The 21,294-nt window shown below is 72.7% G+C and carries 19 protein-coding genes; 9 read left to right on the top strand and 10 right to left on the bottom strand.

The window, feature by feature from the left end; translation table 11 throughout:
- Window positions 1–57: 57 nt before the first annotated feature.
- Window positions 58–1,107 (bottom strand): questin oxidase family protein, encoded by a 1,050-nt coding sequence (locus tag ABZ272_RS04520; protein WP_355048488.1) that lies wholly within the window; start codon window positions 1,105–1,107, stop codon window positions 58–60.
- 33 nt (window positions 1,108–1,140) lie between these two features.
- A complete protein-coding gene (locus ABZ272_RS04515) occupies window positions 1,141–1,692 on the bottom strand; it encodes a phosphoribosyltransferase family protein (RefSeq protein WP_355048487.1) in 552 nt (183 codons plus the stop codon).
- 186 nt (window positions 1,693–1,878) lie between these two features.
- On the opposite strand from ABZ272_RS04515, the gene ABZ272_RS04510 reads away from it, so the two are divergent.
- From ABZ272_RS04510 to ABZ272_RS04495, 4 genes are all read left to right on the top strand, one after another.
- Window positions 1,879–2,517, top strand: a complete 639-nt coding sequence (locus ABZ272_RS04510) for a septal ring lytic transglycosylase RlpA family protein (RefSeq protein ID WP_355048486.1) — start codon at window positions 1,879–1,881, stop codon at window positions 2,515–2,517.
- A gap of 101 nt (window positions 2,518–2,618) precedes the next feature.
- A complete protein-coding gene (locus ABZ272_RS04505) occupies window positions 2,619–3,746 on the top strand; it encodes a PP2C family protein-serine/threonine phosphatase (RefSeq protein WP_355048485.1) in 1,128 nt (375 codons plus the stop codon).
- 128 nt (window positions 3,747–3,874) lie between these two features.
- Window positions 3,875–5,731, top strand: a complete 1,857-nt coding sequence (locus tag ABZ272_RS04500) for an acyl-CoA dehydrogenase (protein ID WP_355048784.1) — start codon at window positions 3,875–3,877, stop codon at window positions 5,729–5,731.
- Window positions 5,732–5,961: 230 nt separating this feature from the next.
- Window positions 5,962–6,231 carry a DUF6458 family protein gene (locus ABZ272_RS04495; protein ID WP_007454197.1) on the top strand — a complete coding sequence of 90 codons (270 nt, stop codon included), beginning with the start codon at window positions 5,962–5,964 and terminating at the stop codon, window positions 6,229–6,231.
- Between the two features lie 46 nt (window positions 6,232–6,277).
- On the opposite strand, the gene ABZ272_RS04490 is transcribed toward ABZ272_RS04495, so the two are convergent.
- The gene (locus ABZ272_RS04490; RefSeq protein WP_355048484.1) at window positions 6,278–6,817 is read right to left on the bottom strand and encodes a histidine phosphatase family protein; all 540 of its coding nucleotides are present in this window, start codon (window positions 6,815–6,817) and stop codon (window positions 6,278–6,280) included.
- Window positions 6,818–6,931: 114 nt separating this feature from the next.
- Here ABZ272_RS04490 and ABZ272_RS04485 point away from each other — a divergent pair, with 114 nt between their 5' ends.
- Complete coding sequence (locus ABZ272_RS04485; RefSeq protein ID WP_355048483.1) at window positions 6,932–7,216, top strand: DUF6458 family protein; 285 nt, start codon at window positions 6,932–6,934, stop codon at window positions 7,214–7,216.
- 289 nt (window positions 7,217–7,505) lie between these two features.
- Here the strand turns inward: ABZ272_RS04485 and ABZ272_RS04480 are convergent, their stop codons facing one another.
- A complete protein-coding gene (locus ABZ272_RS04480; RefSeq protein ID WP_355048482.1) occupies window positions 7,506–8,183 on the bottom strand; it encodes a hemolysin III family protein in 678 nt (225 codons plus the stop codon).
- A gap of 89 nt (window positions 8,184–8,272) precedes the next feature.
- On the opposite strand from ABZ272_RS04480, the gene ABZ272_RS04475 reads away from it, so the two are divergent.
- From ABZ272_RS04475 to ABZ272_RS04465, 3 genes are read left to right on the top strand one after another with little or no spacing between them, the layout of a single operon-like run.
- A complete protein-coding gene (locus tag ABZ272_RS04475; RefSeq protein ID WP_355048481.1) occupies window positions 8,273–8,998 on the top strand; it encodes an allophanate hydrolase subunit 1 in 726 nt (241 codons plus the stop codon).
- Window positions 8,995–9,858 (top strand): biotin-dependent carboxyltransferase family protein, encoded by an 864-nt coding sequence (locus ABZ272_RS04470; RefSeq protein ID WP_355048480.1) that lies wholly within the window; start codon window positions 8,995–8,997, stop codon window positions 9,856–9,858. Before ABZ272_RS04475 ends, ABZ272_RS04470 begins: the two co-directional genes overlap by 4 nt.
- Complete coding sequence (locus tag ABZ272_RS04465) at window positions 9,842–10,591, top strand: 5-oxoprolinase subunit PxpA (protein ID WP_355048479.1); 750 nt, start codon at window positions 9,842–9,844, stop codon at window positions 10,589–10,591. The genes ABZ272_RS04470 and ABZ272_RS04465 overlap by 17 nt, the downstream gene beginning before the upstream one ends.
- Before the next feature lie 54 nt (window positions 10,592–10,645).
- On the opposite strand, the gene ABZ272_RS04460 is transcribed toward ABZ272_RS04465, so the two are convergent.
- The 6 genes from ABZ272_RS04460 to pdhA form a co-directional block, all read right to left on the bottom strand.
- Window positions 10,646–12,484, bottom strand: coding sequence for an NHL domain-containing thioredoxin family protein (locus ABZ272_RS04460; RefSeq protein WP_355048478.1), 1,839 nt, complete (start codon window positions 12,482–12,484; stop codon window positions 10,646–10,648).
- A 122-nt stretch (window positions 12,485–12,606) separates the two neighbouring features.
- Window positions 12,607–15,150, bottom strand: a complete 2,544-nt coding sequence (locus ABZ272_RS04455) for a hypothetical protein (RefSeq protein WP_355048477.1) — start codon at window positions 15,148–15,150, stop codon at window positions 12,607–12,609.
- A 365-nt stretch (window positions 15,151–15,515) separates the two neighbouring features.
- Entirely contained in the window at window positions 15,516–15,656 is a 141-nt protein-coding gene (locus ABZ272_RS04450; RefSeq protein WP_355048476.1) for a hypothetical protein, read from the bottom strand.
- 218 nt (window positions 15,657–15,874) lie between these two features.
- Window positions 15,875–17,401, bottom strand: a complete 1,527-nt coding sequence (locus ABZ272_RS04445) for a dihydrolipoamide acetyltransferase family protein (protein ID WP_355048783.1) — start codon at window positions 17,399–17,401, stop codon at window positions 15,875–15,877.
- A gap of 5 nt (window positions 17,402–17,406) precedes the next feature.
- Window positions 17,407–18,396 carry an alpha-ketoacid dehydrogenase subunit beta gene (locus tag ABZ272_RS04440; RefSeq protein ID WP_355048475.1) on the bottom strand — a complete coding sequence of 330 codons (990 nt, stop codon included), beginning with the start codon at window positions 18,394–18,396 and terminating at the stop codon, window positions 17,407–17,409.
- Window positions 18,396–19,571: a pyruvate dehydrogenase (acetyl-transferring) E1 component subunit alpha gene (pdhA, locus tag ABZ272_RS04435; protein ID WP_355048474.1), complete on the bottom strand. Its 1,176-nt coding sequence runs from the start codon at window positions 19,569–19,571 to the stop codon at window positions 18,396–18,398. Before pdhA ends, ABZ272_RS04440 begins: the two co-directional genes overlap by 1 nt.
- Before the next feature lie 522 nt (window positions 19,572–20,093).
- On the opposite strand from pdhA, the gene ABZ272_RS04430 reads away from it, so the two are divergent.
- A complete protein-coding gene (locus tag ABZ272_RS04430) occupies window positions 20,094–21,002 on the top strand; it encodes a hypothetical protein (protein ID WP_355048473.1) in 909 nt (302 codons plus the stop codon).
- The last annotated feature ends 292 nt before the right edge of the window (window positions 21,003–21,294 follow it).

The following is a 21,294-nucleotide window of genomic DNA, read 5'->3' as shown; positions in this document are numbered from 1 at the left end:
CCTGCCGAGGCTAGGCCAGCGCGGCCGGACGCGCCGCCGTAATCCGTCCCGCGCGGCTCAGATCAACTGCACGGCGTAGCCGGCGGCGTCGAGCAGCCGCTGGTCACCGGTGGCCGCGTGGGCGTCGAGGACCGCGTCGGCCAGCTTGACCACGTGCTCGTCGCCGTGCCGGACCGCCCGGGCGAAGACCTCCGCCGGGGTCCCGGCGGCGACCGACGGCGGCGCGGCCGCGTCACTCGAGGCGTACACCGAGGTCACGGCCGCCGTCGCGGCCCAGGCCGCGGCGAAGCTCGGTGCCCAGAGCGCCCGGTCGAGTGCCGGCAGGGTGCGCAGCACGGCGGTCGGCGCCGTCACGGCGTGCACCAGCATGACCGGCTCGGCGTGCCCGAAGCGCAGGTAGTCGAGACCGGCGCGGTACACGAGCGTGCCGAGCCCCCGCTCCGCCTCACCCGGCGTCCGCGCGGGGCGCAGCGCCGTGAGCGCCGGTTCCCACCCGGGTACGCTCACCAGCCGTCCCAACCGCTCGCGGATGCCCCCGGTCCGGTCGTCGATGCGGGGCAGCCCGGCCAGCGCGGCGGCCACGTCCGGCTCGGCGGAGTCCGGGTGGCCCGACGAGACCGAGCTGAGCAGCCGGTCGGCGCCGGGCACCGGCTGCCAACGGGCCGCCCAGTAGCCGAGGGCCTGGCCCAGTTCGGTGAGCCGGGGCGGGTTCGCCCCGTACAGGTGCAGAGCGCGTACCGCGTGCCCGACCCGGATCACCCCGTGGGTTGCGCCCGCGGCGATGCCGGGCAGCAGTCGGGGCCACCAGGTGCCGAGCACGTCCCGCCACGGCGCCTCGCGTAGCTGTCGGTCGAAGTACTCCAGCCAGTCGCCGGTCCGCTTCGCGTCGCCCAGCGCCGCCCGCCAGTCGTCGATCGGACGCAGTCCGCGCGGCAGCTCGTCCAGCCGGGTGAGGTAGTCGTCCAGCCAGCGGTGCACCTCTCCCTCGTGTCCGTGCCGGGCCAGCGCCTCGACGGCCATCGGGCCGTGGTTGGAGAGCCAGCCCTCGAATTCGGGACCGGTGTGGTGCAGCCGTTCGTACGCCTCGTCGAGGATTCCGTCGCTCATGCGTCGATGGTCGAAGGTGAAGTGCGCTTCAGGTCAACCCGGCAACTCCTCGCTGGTGATCAGGCCGGTGATCCGAAGCGCGGCGGCGGTCTCCGGCGGGCAGTCGACGGCCACCACGGCCGCCCCGAGGACCTGCGCGCCGCGTGTGGCGCAGATGTCGTAGAGGGCGCGGATCTGGGCACCGGTGCGTACCCAGTCGTCCACCACCAGCACCCGGTCGTCGGGGCCGAGGTGCCGGTCCCGGACGGCCAGGTCGACCCGCCGGCCCCGATAGTCGGGCGGGCTCTGTGCCCAGGTGAGCGGGCCGGCCGGCAACCTGCCGTCGCCGGTTTTGTGCGCGGCCACGAAGCCGACCCCGAGGGCGGTGGCGGCCAGCGGTCCGAGCAGCAGTCCGGTGACCGCCGGGGCGAGCACCACCGTCGGTCGGGCCTCCCGGTGCGGGGCGACCAGGGCGGGGCCCAGCTCGGCCAGCACCGCCGGGTCGCGCCACCAGCCGGAGATGTCGCTGACCAGGTGGCTGACGTCCGGGCCGGGGTCGATCCAGCGGAACAGGGCGGCCAGGCGTCCGGTCAGTTCGGTGGGCATCCGCTCATCGTGCGGCACGGGCGCTCGGCGCGTCCGCACCTGGGCCGCTCGACCCACCCCGCCTCGGATGATCGGCTAGAGCTACTGGGGCAAATACTGGCATACCACCATGATCACGTTGACTTCGGAAGTGCTTCTCTCGTTACGGTCCGACCCGGTTTGTTCAATCGACGAAAGGATCGGCCGGTGGCAGGTAGGCACTCCCGTACCCGCATCTTCTCCTCCCCGGCGGGCATCGCGGCCACCGCGGCGGTCGGCGTCGCCCTGGCCGTCGGCGGCACGGTCGGCGCCGTCCAGCTCACGTCGGGCTCCGGCCAGTCGGGCCAGGCGGCGTTGGACTTCACCCCCACCACCGCCGCCAGCCTCACCCCCGCCTCCCCGAGCATCTCGCCGAGCGCCAGTGCCACCGCGACACCCAGCGTGACGGCCAGCCCGTCCGCCAGCCGTTCGCCGCAGGCCGCCTCCCGGGGCAAGGCCCGCACCGCGGCGCCGAAGCCGAGCCCCACCAAGGCCAAGAAGACCACGCCGGCGGCGAAGGTCCTGGAGAGCGGGTCGTGTGGCGCGTCCTTCTACTCCGACGGGCAGCTCACCGCCAACGGTGAGTCGTTCAACCCGAACGAGTTGACCGCGGCGCACAAGACCCTGCCGTTCAACACCAAGGTCCGGGTGACCAACCCGAGCAACGGCAAGTCGGTCGTCGTGCGGATCAACGACCGTGGGCCGTTCATCGACGGTCGCTGCCTCGACCTGTCCCGGGCCGCCTTCGCGACCATCGCCTCGGTCGACGTCGGCGCGCTCACCGTTCGCTACGAGGTTCTCGGCTGAGCGTATTCGAGAACGCCGATACGGTCACGAGCGTGGGCCGGGCGGACAGAACATCCTCGGACGACGGGCCAGGTTCATTCACCGGTTCACGTCGATCAGGCATGCTGTCCCTCGTACGCACGCGACTCCTCCAGTCGGGCCGTAGCCCGCTGAGCCCCGGATCCCGCGCCGGCATCGGCGCGGCCGTCGTCCTGCTCGCGATCGTCTCGGTGCTGGAACTGGCCGACGGCCGTCGGGTGCACTACGTCGCGCTCCTGGCCGCCGCCCCGATCCTGGCCGCCGCCCTGGCGGCCTGGAGGGTGGTGCTGGGCGTGGGCGCCGTGGCGACCCTGATCGGGATCGCCTTCGCGGCGACCGACCCGCGGATGATGTTGGTGACCTCGGTCAACATGGTGGCGGTCGGGCTCGCGAGCGGGCTGGCCGTGGCGGTGGCCTGGGTACGACAGCGGCAGGCGGAGCAGATCGCCGAGCTGACCAAGCTCGCGTCGGTGGCCCAGCAGGCCGTGCTGCGTCCGCTCGGACCGCAGATCGGCATGCTCTCGGTGGCCGGCCGCTACATCTCATCCACCGCCACCGCCGAGATCGGCGGGGACCTGTACGAGGCGATCGACACCCCGTACGGCGTCCGCATGATCATCGGTGACGTACGTGGCAAGGGTCTGGACGCGGTCCGCCTGGCCAGCATCGTCCTGGGTTCGTACCGGCACGTGGCCTACGAGCGGGCCGACCTGCGTGCCGTGGTCGCCGACCTGGACCGCGCGGTGGCCCGCAACGTCGGCGACGAAGATTTCGTGACGGCCGCGCTGGTCGAGGAGCGGGGCGGGACGCTGACGATCGTCAACTGCGGCCACCCCGCTCCGCTGCTGCTGCGCCGGGGCGCGGTGATCCCGCTGGAGCCGCCGGCGCCCGCGCCGCCGCTCGGGTTCATGCCGGCGGTCCGGCCCCGGGTGGAACGCCTGGAACCGGGCGACCGCCTGTTGTTGTTCACCGACGGTCTCGGGGAGGCCCGGCGGGACGGCGAGTTCTTCCCCACCGCCGACCGCGCGTGGCGGCTGCTCGGGCACGGCACGGTCGCCGACGGGCTCGCCTCGCTGGAGACCGCCCTCGTCGAGTGGGTGCACGGCCGCCTGGACGACGACATCGCGCTGGTCCTCATGGAGTACGTCGGTTCCCGTACCGGGGTCACGTCGGCCGTGCCGAGCTGGGAAGTCGGCGCCGCCGAGAGCTGAACGGGTCCACCGCTCGGAAACTGTGTAATCGCCGTCACTCCACTGATCGGCTTGTCGCTGCCTACCCGCGAGTAATACAGTCGGGGTTACTGATCGGTAACACCTGTCCGGAAGCGGGGCCAGTGAGCATGACCCACTACAAGAGCAACCTTCGGGACCTCGAGTTCAACCTGTTCGAGGTCTTCGGGGCGGACCGGGCGTTCGGCCAGGAGCCGTACTCGGAACTGGACACCGACACCGCCCGGAGCTTCCTCGCCGAGGTGGACCGCCTGGCCCGCGAGGACCTGGCCGCCAGCTACACGGACAGCGACCGCAACCCACCGGTCTTCGACCCGGCCACGCACACCGCGCCGCTGCCGGAGTCGTTCAAGAAGTCGTACCAGGCGTTCATGGACTCGGAGTTCTGGCGGCTGGACCTGCCGCCGGCCCTGGGTGGCACCAACGCCCCGCGTGCCCTCTGGTGGGCCCTCGCCGAGTTGGTGCTCGGAGCTAACGCGCCGGTCTGGATGTACTCCTCCGGTCCCTCCTTCGCGCACGTGCTGCACGTCGAGGGGACCGAGCGGCAGAAGGGCTGGGCCAAGCTCTTCATCGACAAGCAGTGGGGCTCCACCATGGTGCTCACCGAGCCGGACGCCGGTTCGGACGTGGGCGCGGGTCGTACGCGGGCGATCCAGCAGCCCGACGGCAGCTGGCACATCGAGGGCGTGAAGCGCTTCATCACCTCGGGCGAGCACGACCTGAGCGACAACATCGTGCACTACGTGCTGGCCCGCCCGGTCGGCGTGGAGGGCGTCGGCGGCCCCGGCACCAAGGGCCTGTCCCTCTTCGTCGTGCCGAAGTTCCACTTCGACGAGACCACCGGGGAGCTGGGCGAGCGCAACGGCGTCTACGCCACGAACGTCGAGCACAAGATGGGTCTGAAGGTCTCCAACACCTGCGAGATGACCTTCGGCGAGCACGGCGTACCGGCCAAGGGCTGGCTGCTGGGCGACAAGCACGACGGCATCCGGCAGATGTTCATGATCATCGAGTACGCCCGGATGATGGTCGGCACCAAGGCGATCGCCACGCTCTCCACCGGCTACCTGAACGCCCTGGAGTACGCGAAGAACCGCGTGCAGGGCGCCGACCTGGTCCAGCAGGCCGACAAGACCGCCCCGCGGGTCACCATCACCCACCACCCGGACGTGCGGCGCTCGCTGCTGCTGCAGAAGTCGTACGCCGAGGGTCTGCGGGCCCTGGTCCTCTACACCGCCACCTGGCAGGACAAGGTCGCGCTCGCCGAGGCGGCCGGCGACGAGAAGGCCACCAAGCTGGCCAAGCGGGTCAACGATCTGCTGCTGCCGCTGGTGAAGGGCGTCGGTTCGGAGCGGGCGTACGAGCTGCTCGGCCACGAGTCCCTGCAGACCTTCGGTGGCTCCGGCTTCCTTGCGGACTACCCGCTGGAGCAGTACGTCCGGGACGCCAAGATCGACACCCTGTACGAGGGCACCACCGCCATCCAGAGCCTCGACCTGATCTTCCGCAAGATCGTCCGGGACAACGGCAAGGCGCTGCTGGCGGTGTCCGGCGAGATCCAGGAGTTCATCTCCAGCGAGGCGGGCAACGGCCAGCTCAAGGAGGAGCGGCAGGCGCTCGGCAAGGCGCTGGCCGAGATCCAGAACATCCTCGGTGTGCTGACCGGCTGGCTGGGTGAGGCGCAGGCCGGCGACCCCCGCGCGCTCTACAAGGTCGGCCTGAGCAGTCGGCGGTTCCTGCTGGCGATCGGTGACCTGGTCGTCGGTTGGCTGCTGCAGAAGCAGGCCGACGTCGCGCTCAAGGCCCTCGCCGGCGAGGTGTCCGCCACCGACAAGGCGTTCTACACCGGCAAGGTGGCCGCCGCCCGGTTCTTCGCCCGTGAGGTGCTGCCGCGCATCGGCGCCGACCGGCGCATCATCGAGGGTGCCGACCTCGACGTCATGGACCTCCCGGAGGAGGCCTTCTGACCGTGCCACGGCACGCTTGAGCGGTTCCGGGTCGCACCACCCGGCACCCTCCCGACGGCCGGTGGGGCCTCGCGCCCCGCCGGCCGTCGCCGTCTCCGGGGCCACCAGCCGAGCGGTACGACGTGCGGCGCGTGTTGGCCGGGCGCGGTCGGGTATGCCGCTGCCGTGGCGGGTAACCCGCCTCGACCACGGGAACGCCCAGAGCCACCGCACGGGGGAGTGCAGCGCACATGGGTGTAGGAAGCGGCATCTTTCTCATCGCGCTCGGCGCGATCATGACCTTCGCGATCCGGGCCAACGTCTGGTGGATCGACCTGCGCGCGGTCGGCTGGGTGTTCATCCTGGCCGGGCTCGCCGTGCTCCTGACCACCCTCTGGTTCTGGCAGGACCGGCGCAAGCGGGCCCGGACCCTCATCGTGGAGGAGAACCGGCTGTCCCATCCCACGGCGATGATGCCTCCGCCGCCGGACCCGCCGCCGCCGACCGCGCCACCGTCCTGACCACCTGAGCGCGTACGCCTGAGCCACCCACCGAACGGCGGGTGGCTCAGCCGCGTGCCGTGTGCCGCTGGGCGATCGGCGCTCCGCCCCGGTCCCACTGGGTCCAGGTGGCCGCGCTGCGGTGCACCGCCAGTTCGGCGGTCCGCAGTCCCTCCTCGTCCGCCGTCTCCGGGTCGAGAAACGCGGAGAGCAGCGAGACACCCGGATTGTGGGCGATCAACAGCACCACCCGAGCCGCCGGATCGGCCGTCCGGGTCAGCGACAACAACTCCTCGGGGTGGGCGTCGTACGCGCCGGGCTCGTAACGCACGCTCGGGCGGGGACCGGCCGGCCCGCCCTCCGGGGGCGAACCCGTCATTCCCATCGCCACGCCGTGCCAGGTCTGCCGGGTCCGCCGGGCGGTCGAGCAGATCACCACGTCGGGCAGCAGGTCGTGGTGGGCCAACCATGCCCCGGCCGCCGCCGCGTCGGCCTCCCCACGGGCGCTCAGCGGGCGCTGGGCGTCGTCCGTACCCTCGCTGCCCGGCTCGGCCTTCGCGTGCCGGAGCAACACCAGTGTCCGCGCCTCGGCGGGGCTGTCCGTCATGCCCCACAGCTTGCCCGATTGGCGATCATCCTGCCGGGGTAAGTCCAGGGATGCCGCACCCCCTACCAACGGCCGCGGCGGGTCGTACGCCAGGTTAGAGCCGAGGAGCGAGACATGGGCATTGGTGGCAGCATCTTCCTGATCGCGCTGGGCGCGATCTTCGCATTCGCCGTGGAGGCCGACCTGGGCTGGCTGAACCTGTCCGTGGTCGGCTGGGTGTTGATGCTCGCCGGCGTCGCCGGCCTGCTCGTCACCCTCTACTTCTGGAACAGCCGCCGTCGTACCGTGGTCGCCGCGCCGGTCCGCGAGGACGTGGTGGTCGACCGGGTGGTGCCGGTCCAGGACGACCAGGTCATGCGGGAGTACCGCGAGGTGCGTCGGCCGGGCCGTCCGGTCTGACCCCTGACCGCGTGAGCCGGGGTCCCGCAGCGTGGCGGGGCCCCGGCTCACGTATGTGCGGAGCCCGGAGGTGCCGGGGCATCGGTAGCGGCCCGGCCGCCGGGCGGCGGAGGCCACTGCCGCAACCCCCTTTGCTCTGCTTCAGCGGAGGAAACACCCGGTGTCCGCTTATCGGACGTCAGGTGTTTCCTGGACTGAAGCAGAGCAAAGGACGCCCGACCACCCCTGGCTCCCGCCCGCAAGCGGTCGCCACCAGCCGTTCCGTCTGCGGCTCGCCAGCCGGAGCCACTCAGGCGAACAACGCGAAGTAGATCGCGACGTGGTGGCACAGCGCGGCCACCAGCGTGCACGCGTGGAAGAACTCGTGGTGGCCGAAGACCGTCGGCCACGGGTTGGGCCGGCGCAGGGCGTAGAACACCGCGCCGACGCTGTAGATGGCACCGCCGACGACCAGCAGCACCAAGGCCGTGACACCGCCGCCGTGCAGAATGTCCGGCAGCATGGCGACCGCGACCCAGCCGAGCGCCAGGTAGAGCGGCGCCGAGACCCAGCGCGGCGCGTGCGGCCAGACGAGCTTCAGCGCCACGCCGCCGAGAGCCCCACCCCAGACCAGGGCCAGCATGATGGTGGCCTGCCGGGTCGAGAGCAGCATGGTGCAGAGCGGGGTGTACGTGCCGGCGATGAACACGAAGATCATGCAGTGGTCCATCCGGCGCATCACCTGGTAGCCGCGCTCCGACCACACTCGACGGTGGTAGAGGGCGCTGGTGCCGAACAGCCCGCAGACCGTCAGGCTGTAGATGGCGCAGCTCACGAGGGGCGCCCAGCCCGGGCGGCTGGCGGCGATCGAACAGAGCACGATGCCGGCGACCAGCGCGACGAAGAAGGCGTACGTGTGTAGCCAGCCGCGCATCCGGGGCTTGCCGATGTCGACCGGCTTCAGGCGAAGCGGGGCGGAGGTGGTCACGCCCACAGGTTACGGCACCGTAGGTTACTTTCAAGTAGTCCGACCGGTGACGCGTGGCACGCGCGGCGCTCGTCGGTGAAGATGGGGCGATGCGGATTCGGCCCGTTGGGGCGCACGCCCTTTTGATCGAGTTCAGCTCCACCGGCCTGACCGCGTCTGACCTCGTGGAGGCGTGGCGGGCCGAGTTGTGGCAGCGCCGCGAACGCGGGGACCTGACCGCGATGGAGATCGTCCCAGCCGCCACCACGGTCCTGCTAGACGGACTACCAAACCCCACCGCAACCGCCGCCGTGCTGTCCCGCTGGGCACCCGAAGTCACCGCCGCCGCGAGCGCGCCCTCCCCTCCCGCCGATCTTGCACTTTCTGCGCCGACGAAACAGCCTGATCAGGTCATATCGACAACAGAAACTGCAAGATCGACGCACGAGGCCCATGGCGCGGACGTCGTCGTTCCGGTTTTGTTCGACGGGCCGGACCTGCCGGTCGTCGCCGAGCACTGGGGCGTCGACGTGCCGGCGGTGCGGCATCGCCTGACCGACACGCCGTTTCGAGTCGCGTTCTGCGGCTTCGCCCCTGGCTTTCCCTACCTGACCGGGCTCCCCGCCGAGCTGGCGTTGCCCCGGCTGCCCACCCCGCGCCCACGGGTACCGGCCGGCTCGGTCGCCCTGGCCGGCCCGTACGCCGGGATCTATCCCAGCGCGTCCCCCGGCGGTTGGCTGCTGGTCGGCCGGACCGACCTGCCCCTCTTCGACGTCGACAGCGACCCGCCCGCCCGGCTCGGCCCCGGCACCCGCGTACGGATGGTGACGGCGTGACAGGTCCCGCCGAGATCGAGGTGCTGCGCGCCGGGGCGCTCACCACGGTGCAGGACCTCGGCCGGCCCGGCTGGGCACACCTCGGCGTACCCCGCTCCGGCGCGCTCGACCCGGCCGCCCTGCGGCTCGCCAACCGGCTGGTCGGCAACGCCGAGGAGGCCGCCGGCCTGGAGATCACCCTGACCGGCTGTGCGCTGCGGCTGACCCGTGCCACCACCGTCGCCATCACCGGCGCGCCGGTGACCGTCCGGGCCGGGGACCGGGCGGGCGACACCGGACGCCCGCTCAGCCTGCCCGCCGGTACGGTGCTGCGCGTCGGGCCGGCCCGTCAGGGCGTACGGAGCTGGCTGGCCGTGGCCGGGGGCATCGATGTGCCGGCGGTGCTGGGCAGCCGCGCCACCGACACCCTCGCAGGTCTCGGCCCGGCCCCACTGCGCGACGGTGACCGGCTGCCGCTCGGCGTACCGACCGGCGAACCCGCACCGGTGGACGTGACCATCGCTGCGACCCCCGCGCCGGAACTGCGTTTGGGCGTACGCCTCGGTCCCCGTGACGACTGGTTCACCCCCACCGCTCTCGACCGGCTGTTCGGCAGCGCGTACACCGTGAGCCCGGTCAGCAACCGGGTCGGCGCGCGGCTCGCCGGCGCGCCGCTGCCCCGCGCGGTGGCCGGCGAACTGCCCAGCGAGGGCATCGTGCTCGGCGCGGTGCAGGTGCCGGCGGACGGCCAACCCCTGATCTTCCTCGCCGACCACCCGACCACCGGCGGTTACCCGGTCATCGGGGTGGTCACCGACGTGACCCCGCTCGCGCAGGCCCGCCCAGGTACTACCGTCAGGTTTCATGGACCTCAACGCTGACCTGGGCGAAGGATTCGGCATCTGGCGGCTCGGCGACGACGACGCCCTGCTGGCCCTGGTGACCAGCGCCAACGTGGCCTGCGGCTTCCACGGCGGCGACCCGTCCACGATGCGACGGGTCTGCGAGGGCGCGGTACGGCACGGGGTGGCGGTGGGCGCGCAGGTCGGCTACCGGGACCTGGCCGGCTTCGGCCGGCGGCGGATCGCGTACGACTTCACCGAGCTGCGCGACGAGATCACCTACCAGTTGGGGGCCCTGGACGCGTTCTGCCGGATCTTTCGGACCCGGGTGCGCTACCTCAAGCCGCACGGCGCGCTGTACCACGCCGCCGCCACCGACGAGTCCCAGGCAGCGGCCGTGGTCGCCGCCGTCAGCGACCACAACCCCGACCTGCCCGTGCTCTGTCTGCCCGGCTCCACGCTCGCCCAACTCGCCGTCGGCGCGGGCCTACCGGTGGTCGCCGAAGCCTTCGCCGACCGCGGCTACCTGCCCAACGGGGCGCTGGTGCCGCGCGGCACGCCCGGCGCGCTGATCAGCGACCCGGAGGAGGTGGCCACCCGGGCGGTACGGATGGCCACCGAACGGACCGTCGTGGCGGTGGACGGCACCGTGATCCCCTGTCCGGTCGAGTCGATCTGCGTCCACGGCGACACCCCGGGCGCGGTTTCCGCCACCGAGCTGGTACGCGCCAGCCTGATCGACGCCGGCGTGACACTCACCCCGTTCGCGTGAAAGGAAGGGCCCCTTGTTATCGGATTTTGCATAACAAGGGGCCCTTCCTTTCACTTAGGCGTCGAGGCCGCGCAGCACCAGGGGCAGCCGGGTCGCCGCGCCGTCGACTACGCGCACCGGGACCCCCCAGTCCTGCCGGGTCAGGTGGCAGGCCGCGTGCTCGACGTCCGCGTCGCAGGTCGCCGCCTGCGCCGTCACCTGGAGCACCCCGCCGGTGACCTCGCCGTTGAGCACCAGCCGGCGGGACAGTTCGGTGCCCGTACCGCCGCCGTCGAGCAGCAGCTCCGGCGGGGACGCCGAGACGACCAGACGGGTCGACGGCCCGTACGTCTCGTCCAGCTTCTGGCCCGGGGCCGGGGTGAAGACGATGTCCAGGGTGACCTCGCCGGCCGCCACGTCGGTCGGCTTGCGCTCGGTGCGGTGCCGAGGGCCGTCCACCGTGCTCGCGCCCGCCGCCGACAGGGCGCCCGGAGCGAGCCGGGTCAGCCGGTGCGCGGCGGACTCCACCACCAGCACCTCACCGGACGGGGTGAGCACCAGATCGCTCGGCTCAGCCAACCCGTCCGCCACCGTCGAGACCTGGTTGCTGGCCGGGTCGAAGCGGCGCACCGCGCCGTTGTAGGTGTCCGCGATCAGCACCGAGCCGTCCGGCAACGCGCACACGCCCAGCGGGTGTTGCAGCAGCGCCGACTCGGCCGGCCCGTCCACGTGCCCGAAGTCGAACAGACCCTGGCCGACGGCGGTGCCCAGCACCCCGTTCTCGACGTACCGGACGGCGCTGGTCTCGCTGTCGGCAACCCAGAGCCGGACGCCGTCGGCCGAGACGGACAGCCCCGACGGCTGCGCCATCCACGCCTCGGGCAGCGGCCCGTCCCGTAGCGCCTCCACGGTGGTGCCCGCGTACATGCCGGCGGTCCGCTTGATCGGGTCGAACCACCAGAGCTGGTGGATACCCGCCATCGCGATGATCAGCTTGTCGTCGTACCAGGCCAGGTCCCACGGGGAGGAGAGGTCCACGGCGAGCGCGTCGTGGGCGTGGTCGTCGACCGAGGCACGCCACTGCCGGCCGCTGCCGGCGACGGTGACCACCTCGCCGGACTCCAGCCGTACGCCCCGCAGCAGGTGGTTGACGGTGTCGGCGACCACCAGGTCGTAACCGGCCACCTCGGCGACGTGCGTGGGCAGCAGGCACAGGCCCTGCGGCTCGGAGAAGGTCGCCGAGCCGACCGGCCCGTCGGCCCGACCCCGCTCGCCCGAGCCGATCCGGCGTACCGGCGTCTCGCCGTCCGGGGCCACCTCGACCAGCGAGTGCCGCGCCGAGTCGGAGACCAGCAGGTTGCCGTCCGGAAGAAGCACCGCCTTGCCCGGGAAGCGCAGCGCCGTCTCCGGCGCCGGCGGAGGAACGTACGGCCCGTCGCCCCGGTGCAGGGTGCCCTTGGCCTCGTGGGTGGCGATCAGCTCGTCGATCAGCCGGGCCAACCCTTCGGCGTGACCCTCGCCGGCCATGGTGGCCACCACGTACCCCTCGGGGTCGATCACCGACAGGGTCGGCCAGGCGCGCGCCGCGTACTGCTGCCACATGTCCAGCTCAGGATCATCGAGTACGGGGTGGTGCACCCCGTACCGTTCGACGGCGGCGACCAGCGCGTCGGCGTCCTTCTCATGCTCGAACTTCGGCGAGTGCACGCCGATCACGACGAGCACGTCGCCGTACTTCTCCTCCAGCGGCCGAAGCTCGTCCAGCACGTGCAGGCAGTTGATGCAGCAGAAGGTCCAGAAGTCGGCAAGAACGATCTTGCCACGCAGATCCTGGAGAGTCAGATCCTTGCCGCCGGTGTTGAGCCACTGCCGGCCCCGAAGCTCGGGTGCCCGTACGCGCGCTGTCGTTCCCATGCCTGCCAGCCTGCCACGCGGCATCGGTGCGGCCGTGGTGACCCGGACGACATCACGCGCCGGGACCACCCGGACGCGAAGCGGCGGGGCCACGGTCGCCCGTGACCCCGCCGTCGTCGGTCCTACTTGGTGGCCGGCTTGAGGCAGAGCACCCGGTTGGTGCCCTCGCCGGGCAGCACCACGTGGGGCTGCGCCGGGTCGGCGCACTTGTCCTTGGCATCCACCTTGGAGACGATCGTGAACGCGCCCGCGTCGGTGCAGGGCACCTCCGAGGCGCCCTGGCCGACCTGCTTGACGCAGGTGCCGACCGCCGGGTCGAAGGCCGGCGTGTCGTTCCCGCCACCGAACTTGCCAAGCAACATCAGCAGGCCGAGCGGCACCGCCAGGATGAGTACGGCGGCGATCAGCACTGCGGCCAGGACCCGCCCGTTGCGCACCTTCGGCGTGGGCGGTTCCACCTTGGGCTCGTCCGCGTCCGGCTTGAACGCGTCGAACCGGCCCTGGTCCGATTGGCCGGCCTCCTGGCCCCAGGACGGTGTGGGCTGCGGCGGCGGGAAGGCCGGGAACTGCGCCCCCGGCGGCTGCTCGACGGCTGTTCCGAAGCCCGCGGCGCCGTTCGGCGTGGCGGTGCCGGCGGCCGGCGCGCCCGGTCCGAAGCGGTCGTCCGGACGCTCACCGCCGGACTGCGGCCGAACCCCGTTCATCGGCCGGTTGTTGCCCGGCGCGTCGACGAAGGACGGCACACCGGGCGGGAAGGCCGGCGGCGCGGCGGCGGCAGCTGCTGCGGGCGGCTCACCGAAACCGTTCGGTGCGGACGGCGCTTCCTCGCCCCACCCGGGGAAGCCCTGCCGTTCCGGCCCGTTCTGCCAGTCCGGCGGGCTCGGGCGCTCGGGCGCCTGCTGCCAGTCGGGCACGCCGGGACGACCGGCGTCCTGCTGCCAGTCCGGTACGGCCGGGCGGTCGGGCGCCTGCTGCCAGTCCGGAGCGCTGGGGCGCTCGGCGTCCTGCTGCCAGTCGGGCGTGCCCGGGTGCTCGGGGCTCGGGCTGGCCTGGAACGCCGCGGGACCTGCCTGCTCCGGCTCGTCCTCGTCGGGCCGGGACGGACGGCCGTACACCCGGGGTTGGGGTGCGGCCGCGCTGGCCGGCCGCATCGCCTGGTCGGCCGGGGGCATCACGCGGCTGGCCAGCGGCACCGAGGCGCTCGCCGAGGCGCGGCCCGCCGCGCCGGCGGACGAATCGGCGTCCGCCGCCGGTACGACCGCGCGGCCCGCCCCGGACTCCGGCGAGGTACGCGGAGCGGGCACCACGGCGGCACCCGCGGAGGCCTCCTCGCCCCGGCCCCAGCCGACCGGCTCGGCGTCGTGCTGCACGTCCGGGGTGTCCCGCTCGGGGTACGCCGGCTGCTCGGGGAGCGCGGCGAAGGGCGTCGGGGGCACGTAGTCGGCCGGTGGGGCGGCGGCGAGGCTCGCGCCCGGAACGCGCTGCTCCTGCGGTGGCAGCGGCACGGCGTTGGCGGGTGAGATGCCGGGCGCGGGCGCGGGCTGGTACACCGGCGGCTCGTCACCCCGGTCGGCGTCCCAACCGCCGCGGGCCTGTGCGGATGCCTCCGCCTCGGCGCGGCCCCACACCTCGCCCGCTGCCCACGGCTCGGTATGGGCGACGCCGGGCGTGGCCGGCGCCTGGTTGTCCGGGCCGGCGGCCGCCCAGCCGGGCGTCACGTCGGTGCCGGGCACGCTGACGCTGGCCCGGGCGGACGCGGGGCCGGCCTGCTCGGGTTGGGGCCATGCGGTCGGTTCCGGACGCTCGACGGGCTGGTCCTGGGACGGAAGCACCCAGTCCGGCTGCTGCGGACGGCTCTCTGCCGCACCCCAGGCCGTGGGCTGCGGTGCGTCGTCCTGCGCGGGCCAGGTACCGGCCGGGACCTGGGCCGCGCCGCGCGCTTCGGCCGGCGCCCAGCCGGGGGATGCCTGTTCGGCCTGCCCGGCCGGTTGGCCCCAGGTCTGGAGCGGCTGCTCGGCCGGCGTCCACACGGGCTGGTCCTCCCGGGCGGCGGCGGCCCCGACGGGCCATCCGCCCGATCCCGACGGGTCGTCCTGCTGCGCGGGTACGCCAGCGCGGCCGGCGTGCTGCGCCGGCTCGGCGTGCCACTGGGGGGCTGACGGGCTGACCGGGGCAGCGCCGGCGGCCCATCCGCCGGAGCGGGACGGGTCGTCCTGGGCGGGCCAGGCGGCGGTGGCCGGGGGTACCTGCGCGGCGCCACGCGCGGCCGGTTGGGCCTGCGCCCAGTCGGGCTGCTGCTCGGAGGCGGCGGGCCAGGCGGGGGCCGGCTGCTCGGGTGGCGTCCAGGCCTGTTGCGCGGGAGTCCACTGGGCGGTCGGGGCCGGCTCCGGAGGGCCTCCGGCCGCCCAGGCGGGCTGCGCCGGATCGCTGGGCTGCGGCGCGGCGGCAGCGCCCCATGCGGGGTTCGGCTGCTGCTCCACCTGGGTCGCCCAGGACGGGTTCGGCCGCGCGGGCGGCGGGGGTGGTGCCCAGCCCAGGTCGGGGCCGGCGGCGTTGTTGCCGTTGTCCGGCTGCGCCGGGCGGTCGCCGTACGGCGCCGGTCCGCCGGCGCCCGGTGACACCTCGTCCGGCTCCTGGCCGGAACGGTGCGGGCCCTCGGACGTCATGGGTGCGCCTCCTCCATCACATGTCGGCCGCCGGTGCCGATCGGTCTCCTCGGCATGGCTGCCGGCGTCACCGGCGTACCGCCGTGCCGGCTCCCCGCACCGTATCCGGTGGCCCCATGGGGCGTCCAAAGGAGCACCGGTCGTCACTGCCCGTCGCCGGGTGGTGTCGAGTAGCTTCTATCGGCTCGGCGTCGGCCGGGCCGGCGGACGGCGACCGAAGCCCACCGTACCGGGCGCTGCGGCAGTGCGGAATCCCGGTGTCACGTGCGGGCGTCCCGGTGTGACGCACGGGCGGAACGCCGATGGCCCACCCGGTGGGCCGGGTGGGCCATCGATCTGGAGGAGGTGAGGAAAGTTGTGGAGCGTCAGCTCATGTGACGCTGGGCGATGACGAGAAGCTCCTCGCGCACGGCCGGCGAGTTCGCCGAGCGCAACGCGTGCTCGATGGCACGGGCGCGGCGGTTGGCCTCGCGGTGGTTGCGGATTCGCTCGATCATGCTGCTCATTGCTGGGTCCCCCTGGCTATTCGGTTGTCGGCCCCTGATGTGTCTATTCAACCGCAGAAGCCGGCCAACTTCCATCGATTATTAGGTGAGCTGAGACACCTGCCTAACAATCAAAGGTCAACAGGGCCCATCGCCGACGGTTCCTTCGCCCAACGGACACGGCCGGTGTGCCGGGCGTTAACCCGTGGCACACCGGCCGTGGCTGGCGTCTCGAACCGTCAGGTCCAGGCGAGTAGCGCCGCCTCGGGGTCCGCGAGGAAGTCGCCGATGTCGCGCAGGAACTTCGAGCCCAGCTCACCGTCGATGATCCGGTGGTCGAAGCTCAACCCCAGGGTGGTCACCTGGCGGACCTTGACCTTGCCCTTGTGCACCCAGGGCATCTCCCGCACCGCGCCGAAGGCGAGGATCGCCGACTCGCCCGGCGGCAGGATCGGCGTTCCGGTGTCCACGCCGAACACCCCGACGTTGGTGATGGTCAGGGTGCCGCCGGACATGTCGGCGGGCGAGGTGCGGCCGGACTTCGCCGTCTGCACCAGACCGTTGAGCGCGTCGGCCAACTCGCGCAGCGAGAGCCGACCGGCGTCCTTGACGTTGGGCACGATCAGGCCGCGTTCGGTCGCCGCCGCGATACCGAGGTTGACGTACTCCTTGACCACGATCTCGTCACCCGCCCAGGTCGAGTTGACCATGGGGTGACGCTTGACGGCCAGCAGCACGGCCTTCGCCACCAGCAGCAGGGGCGAGACCCGTACGTCGCGCCACTCGCGCCGGCCCCGCAGGCGCTCCAACGCCCTCATCGCCCGCGTCACGTCGACGGTCAGGAACTCCGTCACGTGCGGGGCGGTGAACGCCGAGCGGGACATGTTCTCGGCGGTGAGCTTGCGGACCCCCTTGACCGGGATGCGCTGCTCACGGTCCGCGCCGAAGCTCGCGGCGCTCGTCGCGGTCGAGGTGGCCGCGACCGGCTCGGCCGCCACGGCCCCGCGGGACGCCTGCTGTACGTCCTCCCGCGTGATCGAGCCCAGCGGCCCCGACCCGATCACCGCTCGCAGATCAACCCCAAGATCCTTGGCAAGCTTCCGAACCGGCGGCTTAGCCAGAACGCCCGCCGTGCCTGCCCCGCCGCCTGCCCCGGGCCCCACCCCGCCGGGCCCCACCCCGCCGCGTCGATCATGGATTTGTGGTGCCGGACTTACGGCGGTTGGGGTGATTCTGTCACCCACCACAACTCCATGATCGACCCCAGCGGGGGTCGCGGTGGTGGCGGTCTGTGCCGGGACGGCAGCCTTGCGGGGGCGGCGCTTTGCCGTTGTCGTACGGGGGCCGTAGCCGACCAGGACCGCCGTGCGGCCGCCCGGGGCGGGACCGCCGATGAGACCGGGCTCGACCATGCCCTCGGCGGGAGCCACCTCCACTGCCGCCAGCGACGCCGCCGACGGAGTGGGCAGGTCACCGGCGGGCGTGGCCGTGGTGGACGGGACGTCCAGCGGGCCCGCGCCCGGGTCGGTGTCGATCGCGATGATCGGCGTACCGACCTCGACCGTGCTGCCCTCCGGGTGGTGGATCGCCTGCACCTGTCCGGCCCACTTCGCCGGGATCTCCACCGCTGCCTTGGCCGTCTCGACCTCGACGATCGGCTGGTTCAGCTCGATGGTGTCGCCGACCTTGACCAGCCAGGCCAGGATCTCGCCCTCGGTCAGCCCTTCGCCCAGGTCGGGCAGGTTGAACGTCTTGATCCGGGACATGTCGCTCACCAGCCGAAGGTGCGGTCGACGGCGTCGAGCACCCGGTCGAGGTCGGGCAGGTACTCCTCCTCCACCCGGGCCGCCGGGTAGGGGGTGTCGAAGCCGGTGACCCGCAGGACGGGCGACTCCAGGGAGTAGAAGCACTCCTCGGTGATGCGGGCGGCCAGTTCGGCGCCCAGCCCGATGTTGGACGGCGCCTCGTGCACCACGACCGCGCGGCCGGTGCGCTTCACCGACTCGTAGACCGCGCCCAGGTCCAGCGGGGACAGCGTGCGGAGGTCGATGACCTCCAGCTCCCGGCCGTCCTCGGCGGCGGCCGTCGCGGCCTCCAGGCAGGTGCGCACCATCGGGCCGTACGCCAGCACGGTCGCGTCCGTGCCGGGCCGCACCACCCGGGCCGAGTGCAGCGGGTACGCGTCGGACAGCGACGCGTCCAGGTCCACCTGGCCCTTCTCCCAGTAGCGCCGCTTGGGCTCCAGGAAGACGATCGGGTCGTCCGAGGCGATGGCCTGCTGGATCATCACGTACGCGTCCTGCGGGTTGGCGCAGGTCACCACCTTCAGGCCGGCGGTGTGCGCGAAGTACGCCTCCGGCGACTCGGAGTGGTGCTCGACCGCGCCGATGCCGCCGCCGAACGGAATCCGGATCACCATCGGGATGCGCAGCTTGCCGCCCGAGCGGTAGTGCATCTTCGCCACCTGCGACACGATCTGGTCGTACGCCGGGTAGACGAAGCCGTCGAACTGGATCTCGCAGACCGGCCGGTAGCCACGGATGGCCAGGCCGACGGCGGTGCCGATGATGCCGGACTCGGCGAGCGGGGTGTCGATCACCCGTTGGTCGCCGAAGTCCTTCTGGAGCCCGTCGGTGATCCGGAAGACGCCGCCGAGCTTGCCGACGTCCTCGCCCATGATGACGACCTTGTTGTCGTTCTCCAGGGCGCGGCGCAGACCGGTGTTGAGGGCCTTGCCGAGGGTGAGCGTCTCCGTGGCCATCAGTGGGCGCTCCCCTCGAACGACTCCATGTAGCGGTTGAACTGCGCACGCTGCTCGTCGAGCAGCGGGGAGCCGTTGGGGTAGACGTGGTCGAACATCGTCACCGGCTCCGGGTTGGGCATGCTGAGCACCCGCTCGCGCAGGTGCACCGACTCGCGGCGGGCCTGCTCGTCGACCTCGGCGAAGAAGGCCGCGTCGGCGATCTGCTGCTTCTCCAGGAAGGTCTTGACCCGCAGGATCGGGTCCTTCGCCTGCCACGACTCCACCTCGCTGGCGATCCGGTAGCGGGTCGGATCGTCGGAGGTGGTGTGCGCGCCCATCCGGTAGGTGTACGCCTCGATCAGGCTCGGGCCCTGCCCGTGCCGCGCGTTGTCCAGCGCCGTGCGGGTGACCGCGTACGACGCCAGCACGTCGTTGCCGTCCACCCGTACGCCGGGGAAACCGAAGCCGGCGGCCCGCTGGTAGAGCGGGACACGGGTCTGGCGCTCCAGCGGCTCGGAGATCGCGTACTGGTTGTTCTGGCAGAAGAAGACCAGCGGCGCGTTGAACACGCTGGCCCAGACGAATGCCTCGTTGACGTCGCCCTGGCTGGTGGCCCCGTCACCGAAGTAGGCGATCGCGGCCTCGCCGTCGTCGGTGCCGACCTTGCCGTCCATGGTGATGCCCATGGCGTACCCGGTCGCGTGCAGGGTCTGCGCCCCGATGACGATCGTGTACATGTTGAACTTGAACTCGTTCGGGTCCCAGCCGCCCTGGTCGACGCCGCGGAACAGGCCGAGCGGCATGATCGGGTCGATGCCCCGGCAGTAGAGGACGCCGTGCTCCCGGTAGGTCGGGAAGGCCATGTCCTGCGTACGCAGGGCGCGCCCCGAGCCGACCTGCGCCGCCTCCTGGCCGAGCAGGCTGGCCCAGAGGCCCAGTTCGCCCTGCCGCTGCAACGCGGTCGCCTCGGCGTCCAGCTTGCGGACCAGCACCAGGTCGCGGTAGAGCCCGCGGTACTCCTCGTCGGTGAAGTCGACGCGGTACTCGGTGCCGTCCGGTCCGGTGGCGCTGTCGATCCGCTCGCCTTCGGGGGTGAGCAGCTGCACCAGCTCGGGGTTGCCGGCCGCGCCCTTTCTGGAGCGGGGAGCTGCCCGCCTGCTGCGGGTGGTGCCCCCGGGGTCGCCCTTTGCCATCGGTCTCTCCCTGTCGTGTCTGCGTCGGCACCGGGGGGTCACCCGGCCACGCAACTCGTGCGCCTGTCCGGCTGCTGCCGGACCGGTTCCTGGCGGCCGCGCCTAGCCCGGGTGGGGGTTGCCGCGCGGCGTGAGCCGGGTTCTGGCCGAACCCGGATCGGGAGCGCCGGCGCCGGGCCGCGCCTGCCGCGGGGGTGCGCGGAGGTCGCGGCTGCGTTGCCGTCGTGTTCCATATTCGCAGAGCAGGTGAGCGTGCCCACAGTACGCCCAGGTCGCATTCCGACCGTCTACGGTTTGCCACCCTTTGTCGCCATCATGCCGCTTCGCGTCCACCGGGTGATCCGGTGCTGATTCGTCACCGTTCGGTCAGTGCCGCGTGTCGACACGCGGTGGGTGTTGGCTGACGGACCGTAACTGGGCGAGGCTGATTCCGCAGGATCGCGCCGATCGGGTGATTAGCCGGATTAACACCGTCGCGCGGTGCCGACAGCGACCGCAGGGTCCGACGACGAGGGGTGTGCGGTGGACGAGTCAGGTGACGGGCCCGGCACACCCGTGCTCGGCCGCCACCGTTCGCCGGGCGGCTACCGCCGGGTGATCGGAGCGCACCGGGCACCCGGCGCGGGTGGCCCCTCCCGGGGATACCTGCTCACCGTCGCACTTCTGGCCGGCACCGCGTCGATGCCCGTGCTCGCGGCGATCAGCGCGGGCTCGGCCACTCCCGGCACCTCCGCGCTGCCGGACGCCGGTACGCCGTTCATCCCGACCCCGTCGGTCGGACCGGTGGTCATCCCGATGCCGGTGACCAGTCAGCCGCCGCCGCCCGTGCTCCCGTCCCCCGGCACGCCCAGCGCCGGCCCGACCGCGACCACCGGCTGGCTGCCCGGCGCGCCCCGGCGTGTCCCGGACGACTCGTGGTACGGCCCGCACGTCGACGACCGGCTGCCCACCCGCCGGGTGGTGTCCGCGCCGCCGGCGCCCCGGCCCACCCGCAGCGCCCCGCCGGCCGGGCCACCGGCCAGCCCGTCGCCGGTGCCGTCGCCGACCGCGCCACCGGATCCGGACCCGACCGAGACGTCCAACCCGAGCCCGTCGCCGACCGATCCGACGACCCCCACCGCCACCGACCCGGGGACGCCCACCACGACCGACCCGGCGACCCCCGCCACGACCGACCCGGCGACCCCCGCCACGACCGATCCGGCGACGCCCGCCACGACCGATCCGGCGATCCCCACCGCCGTCCCCACCAGCACCTTCTCCGCCCCGGCGACCACAGCCCCGCCGTCGCCCACCCCACGCCCGTCCCCCGCCCCACGCCCGTCCCCCACCCCACCCGAGCCCACCACCGCGCCGTCACCGACGCTCGCGCCCAGTCCCACCGCCGCACCCGGGGACCCCCGCGATCTTGCACTTCCTGTCCCGACATAAGACTCGATACGGCCCATAACGACAACACAAACCGCAAGATCGGCGCGATCGTGCGGGCCCCCGCCCGGACCGACGACGTCAAGCGCGACCCTGCGCAGCCCATCACCCGCGGAACTCCGGTGATCAAGAGCTTTGCGTCAAGAATCGTGGTCGCGGTGACGCAAACTTCTTGATCACCGCGAGCGACCGCGGGGTGGGGCGGGGTGGGCGGGGGTGGGGGCTGTTGGGTGGGTCGGGCTGGCGGTGGCGGGTCCGTCCGTCGGCGGCCGGACCCGTGCATTCGGAGGCCTTC

Origin of the sequence: Micromonospora sp. NPDC005979 (assembly GCF_040614415.1) — a bacterium.
Lineage (GTDB): Bacteria > Actinomycetota > Actinomycetes > Mycobacteriales > Micromonosporaceae > Micromonospora.
This window is presented reverse-complemented; position numbering and strand designations above follow the sequence as displayed.

Coding starts and splice junctions, on each gene's coding strand:
- ABZ272_RS04520 (WP_355048488.1), bottom strand. CDS start 1,107: ATGAGCGACGGAATCCTCGACGAGGCGTACGAACGGCTGCACCACACC.
- ABZ272_RS04515 (WP_355048487.1), bottom strand. CDS start 1,692: ATGCCCACCGAACTGACCGGACGCCTGGCCGCCCTGTTCCGCTGGATC.
- ABZ272_RS04505 (WP_355048485.1), top strand. CDS start 2,619: ATGCTGTCCCTCGTACGCACGCGACTCCTCCAGTCGGGCCGTAGCCCG.
- ABZ272_RS04500 (WP_355048784.1), top strand. CDS start 3,875: ATGACCCACTACAAGAGCAACCTTCGGGACCTCGAGTTCAACCTGTTC.
- ABZ272_RS04495 (WP_007454197.1), top strand. CDS start 5,962: ATGGGTGTAGGAAGCGGCATCTTTCTCATCGCGCTCGGCGCGATCATG.
- ABZ272_RS04490 (WP_355048484.1), bottom strand. CDS start 6,817: ATGACGGACAGCCCCGCCGAGGCGCGGACACTGGTGTTGCTCCGGCAC.
- ABZ272_RS04485 (WP_355048483.1), top strand. CDS start 6,932: ATGGGCATTGGTGGCAGCATCTTCCTGATCGCGCTGGGCGCGATCTTC.
- ABZ272_RS04475 (WP_355048481.1), top strand. CDS start 8,273: ATGCGGATTCGGCCCGTTGGGGCGCACGCCCTTTTGATCGAGTTCAGC.
- ABZ272_RS04465 (WP_355048479.1), top strand. CDS start 9,842: ATGGACCTCAACGCTGACCTGGGCGAAGGATTCGGCATCTGGCGGCTC.
- ABZ272_RS04460 (WP_355048478.1), bottom strand. CDS start 12,484: ATGGGAACGACAGCGCGCGTACGGGCACCCGAGCTTCGGGGCCGGCAG.
- ABZ272_RS04455 (WP_355048477.1), bottom strand. CDS start 15,150: ATGACGTCCGAGGGCCCGCACCGTTCCGGCCAGGAGCCGGACGAGGTG.
- ABZ272_RS04450 (WP_355048476.1), bottom strand. CDS start 15,656: ATGAGCAGCATGATCGAGCGAATCCGCAACCACCGCGAGGCCAACCGC.
- ABZ272_RS04445 (WP_355048783.1), bottom strand. CDS start 17,401: ATGTCCCGGATCAAGACGTTCAACCTGCCCGACCTGGGCGAAGGGCTG.
- ABZ272_RS04440 (WP_355048475.1), bottom strand. CDS start 18,396: ATGGCCACGGAGACGCTCACCCTCGGCAAGGCCCTCAACACCGGTCTG.
- pdhA (WP_355048474.1), bottom strand. CDS start 19,571: ATGGCAAAGGGCGACCCCGGGGGCACCACCCGCAGCAGGCGGGCAGCT.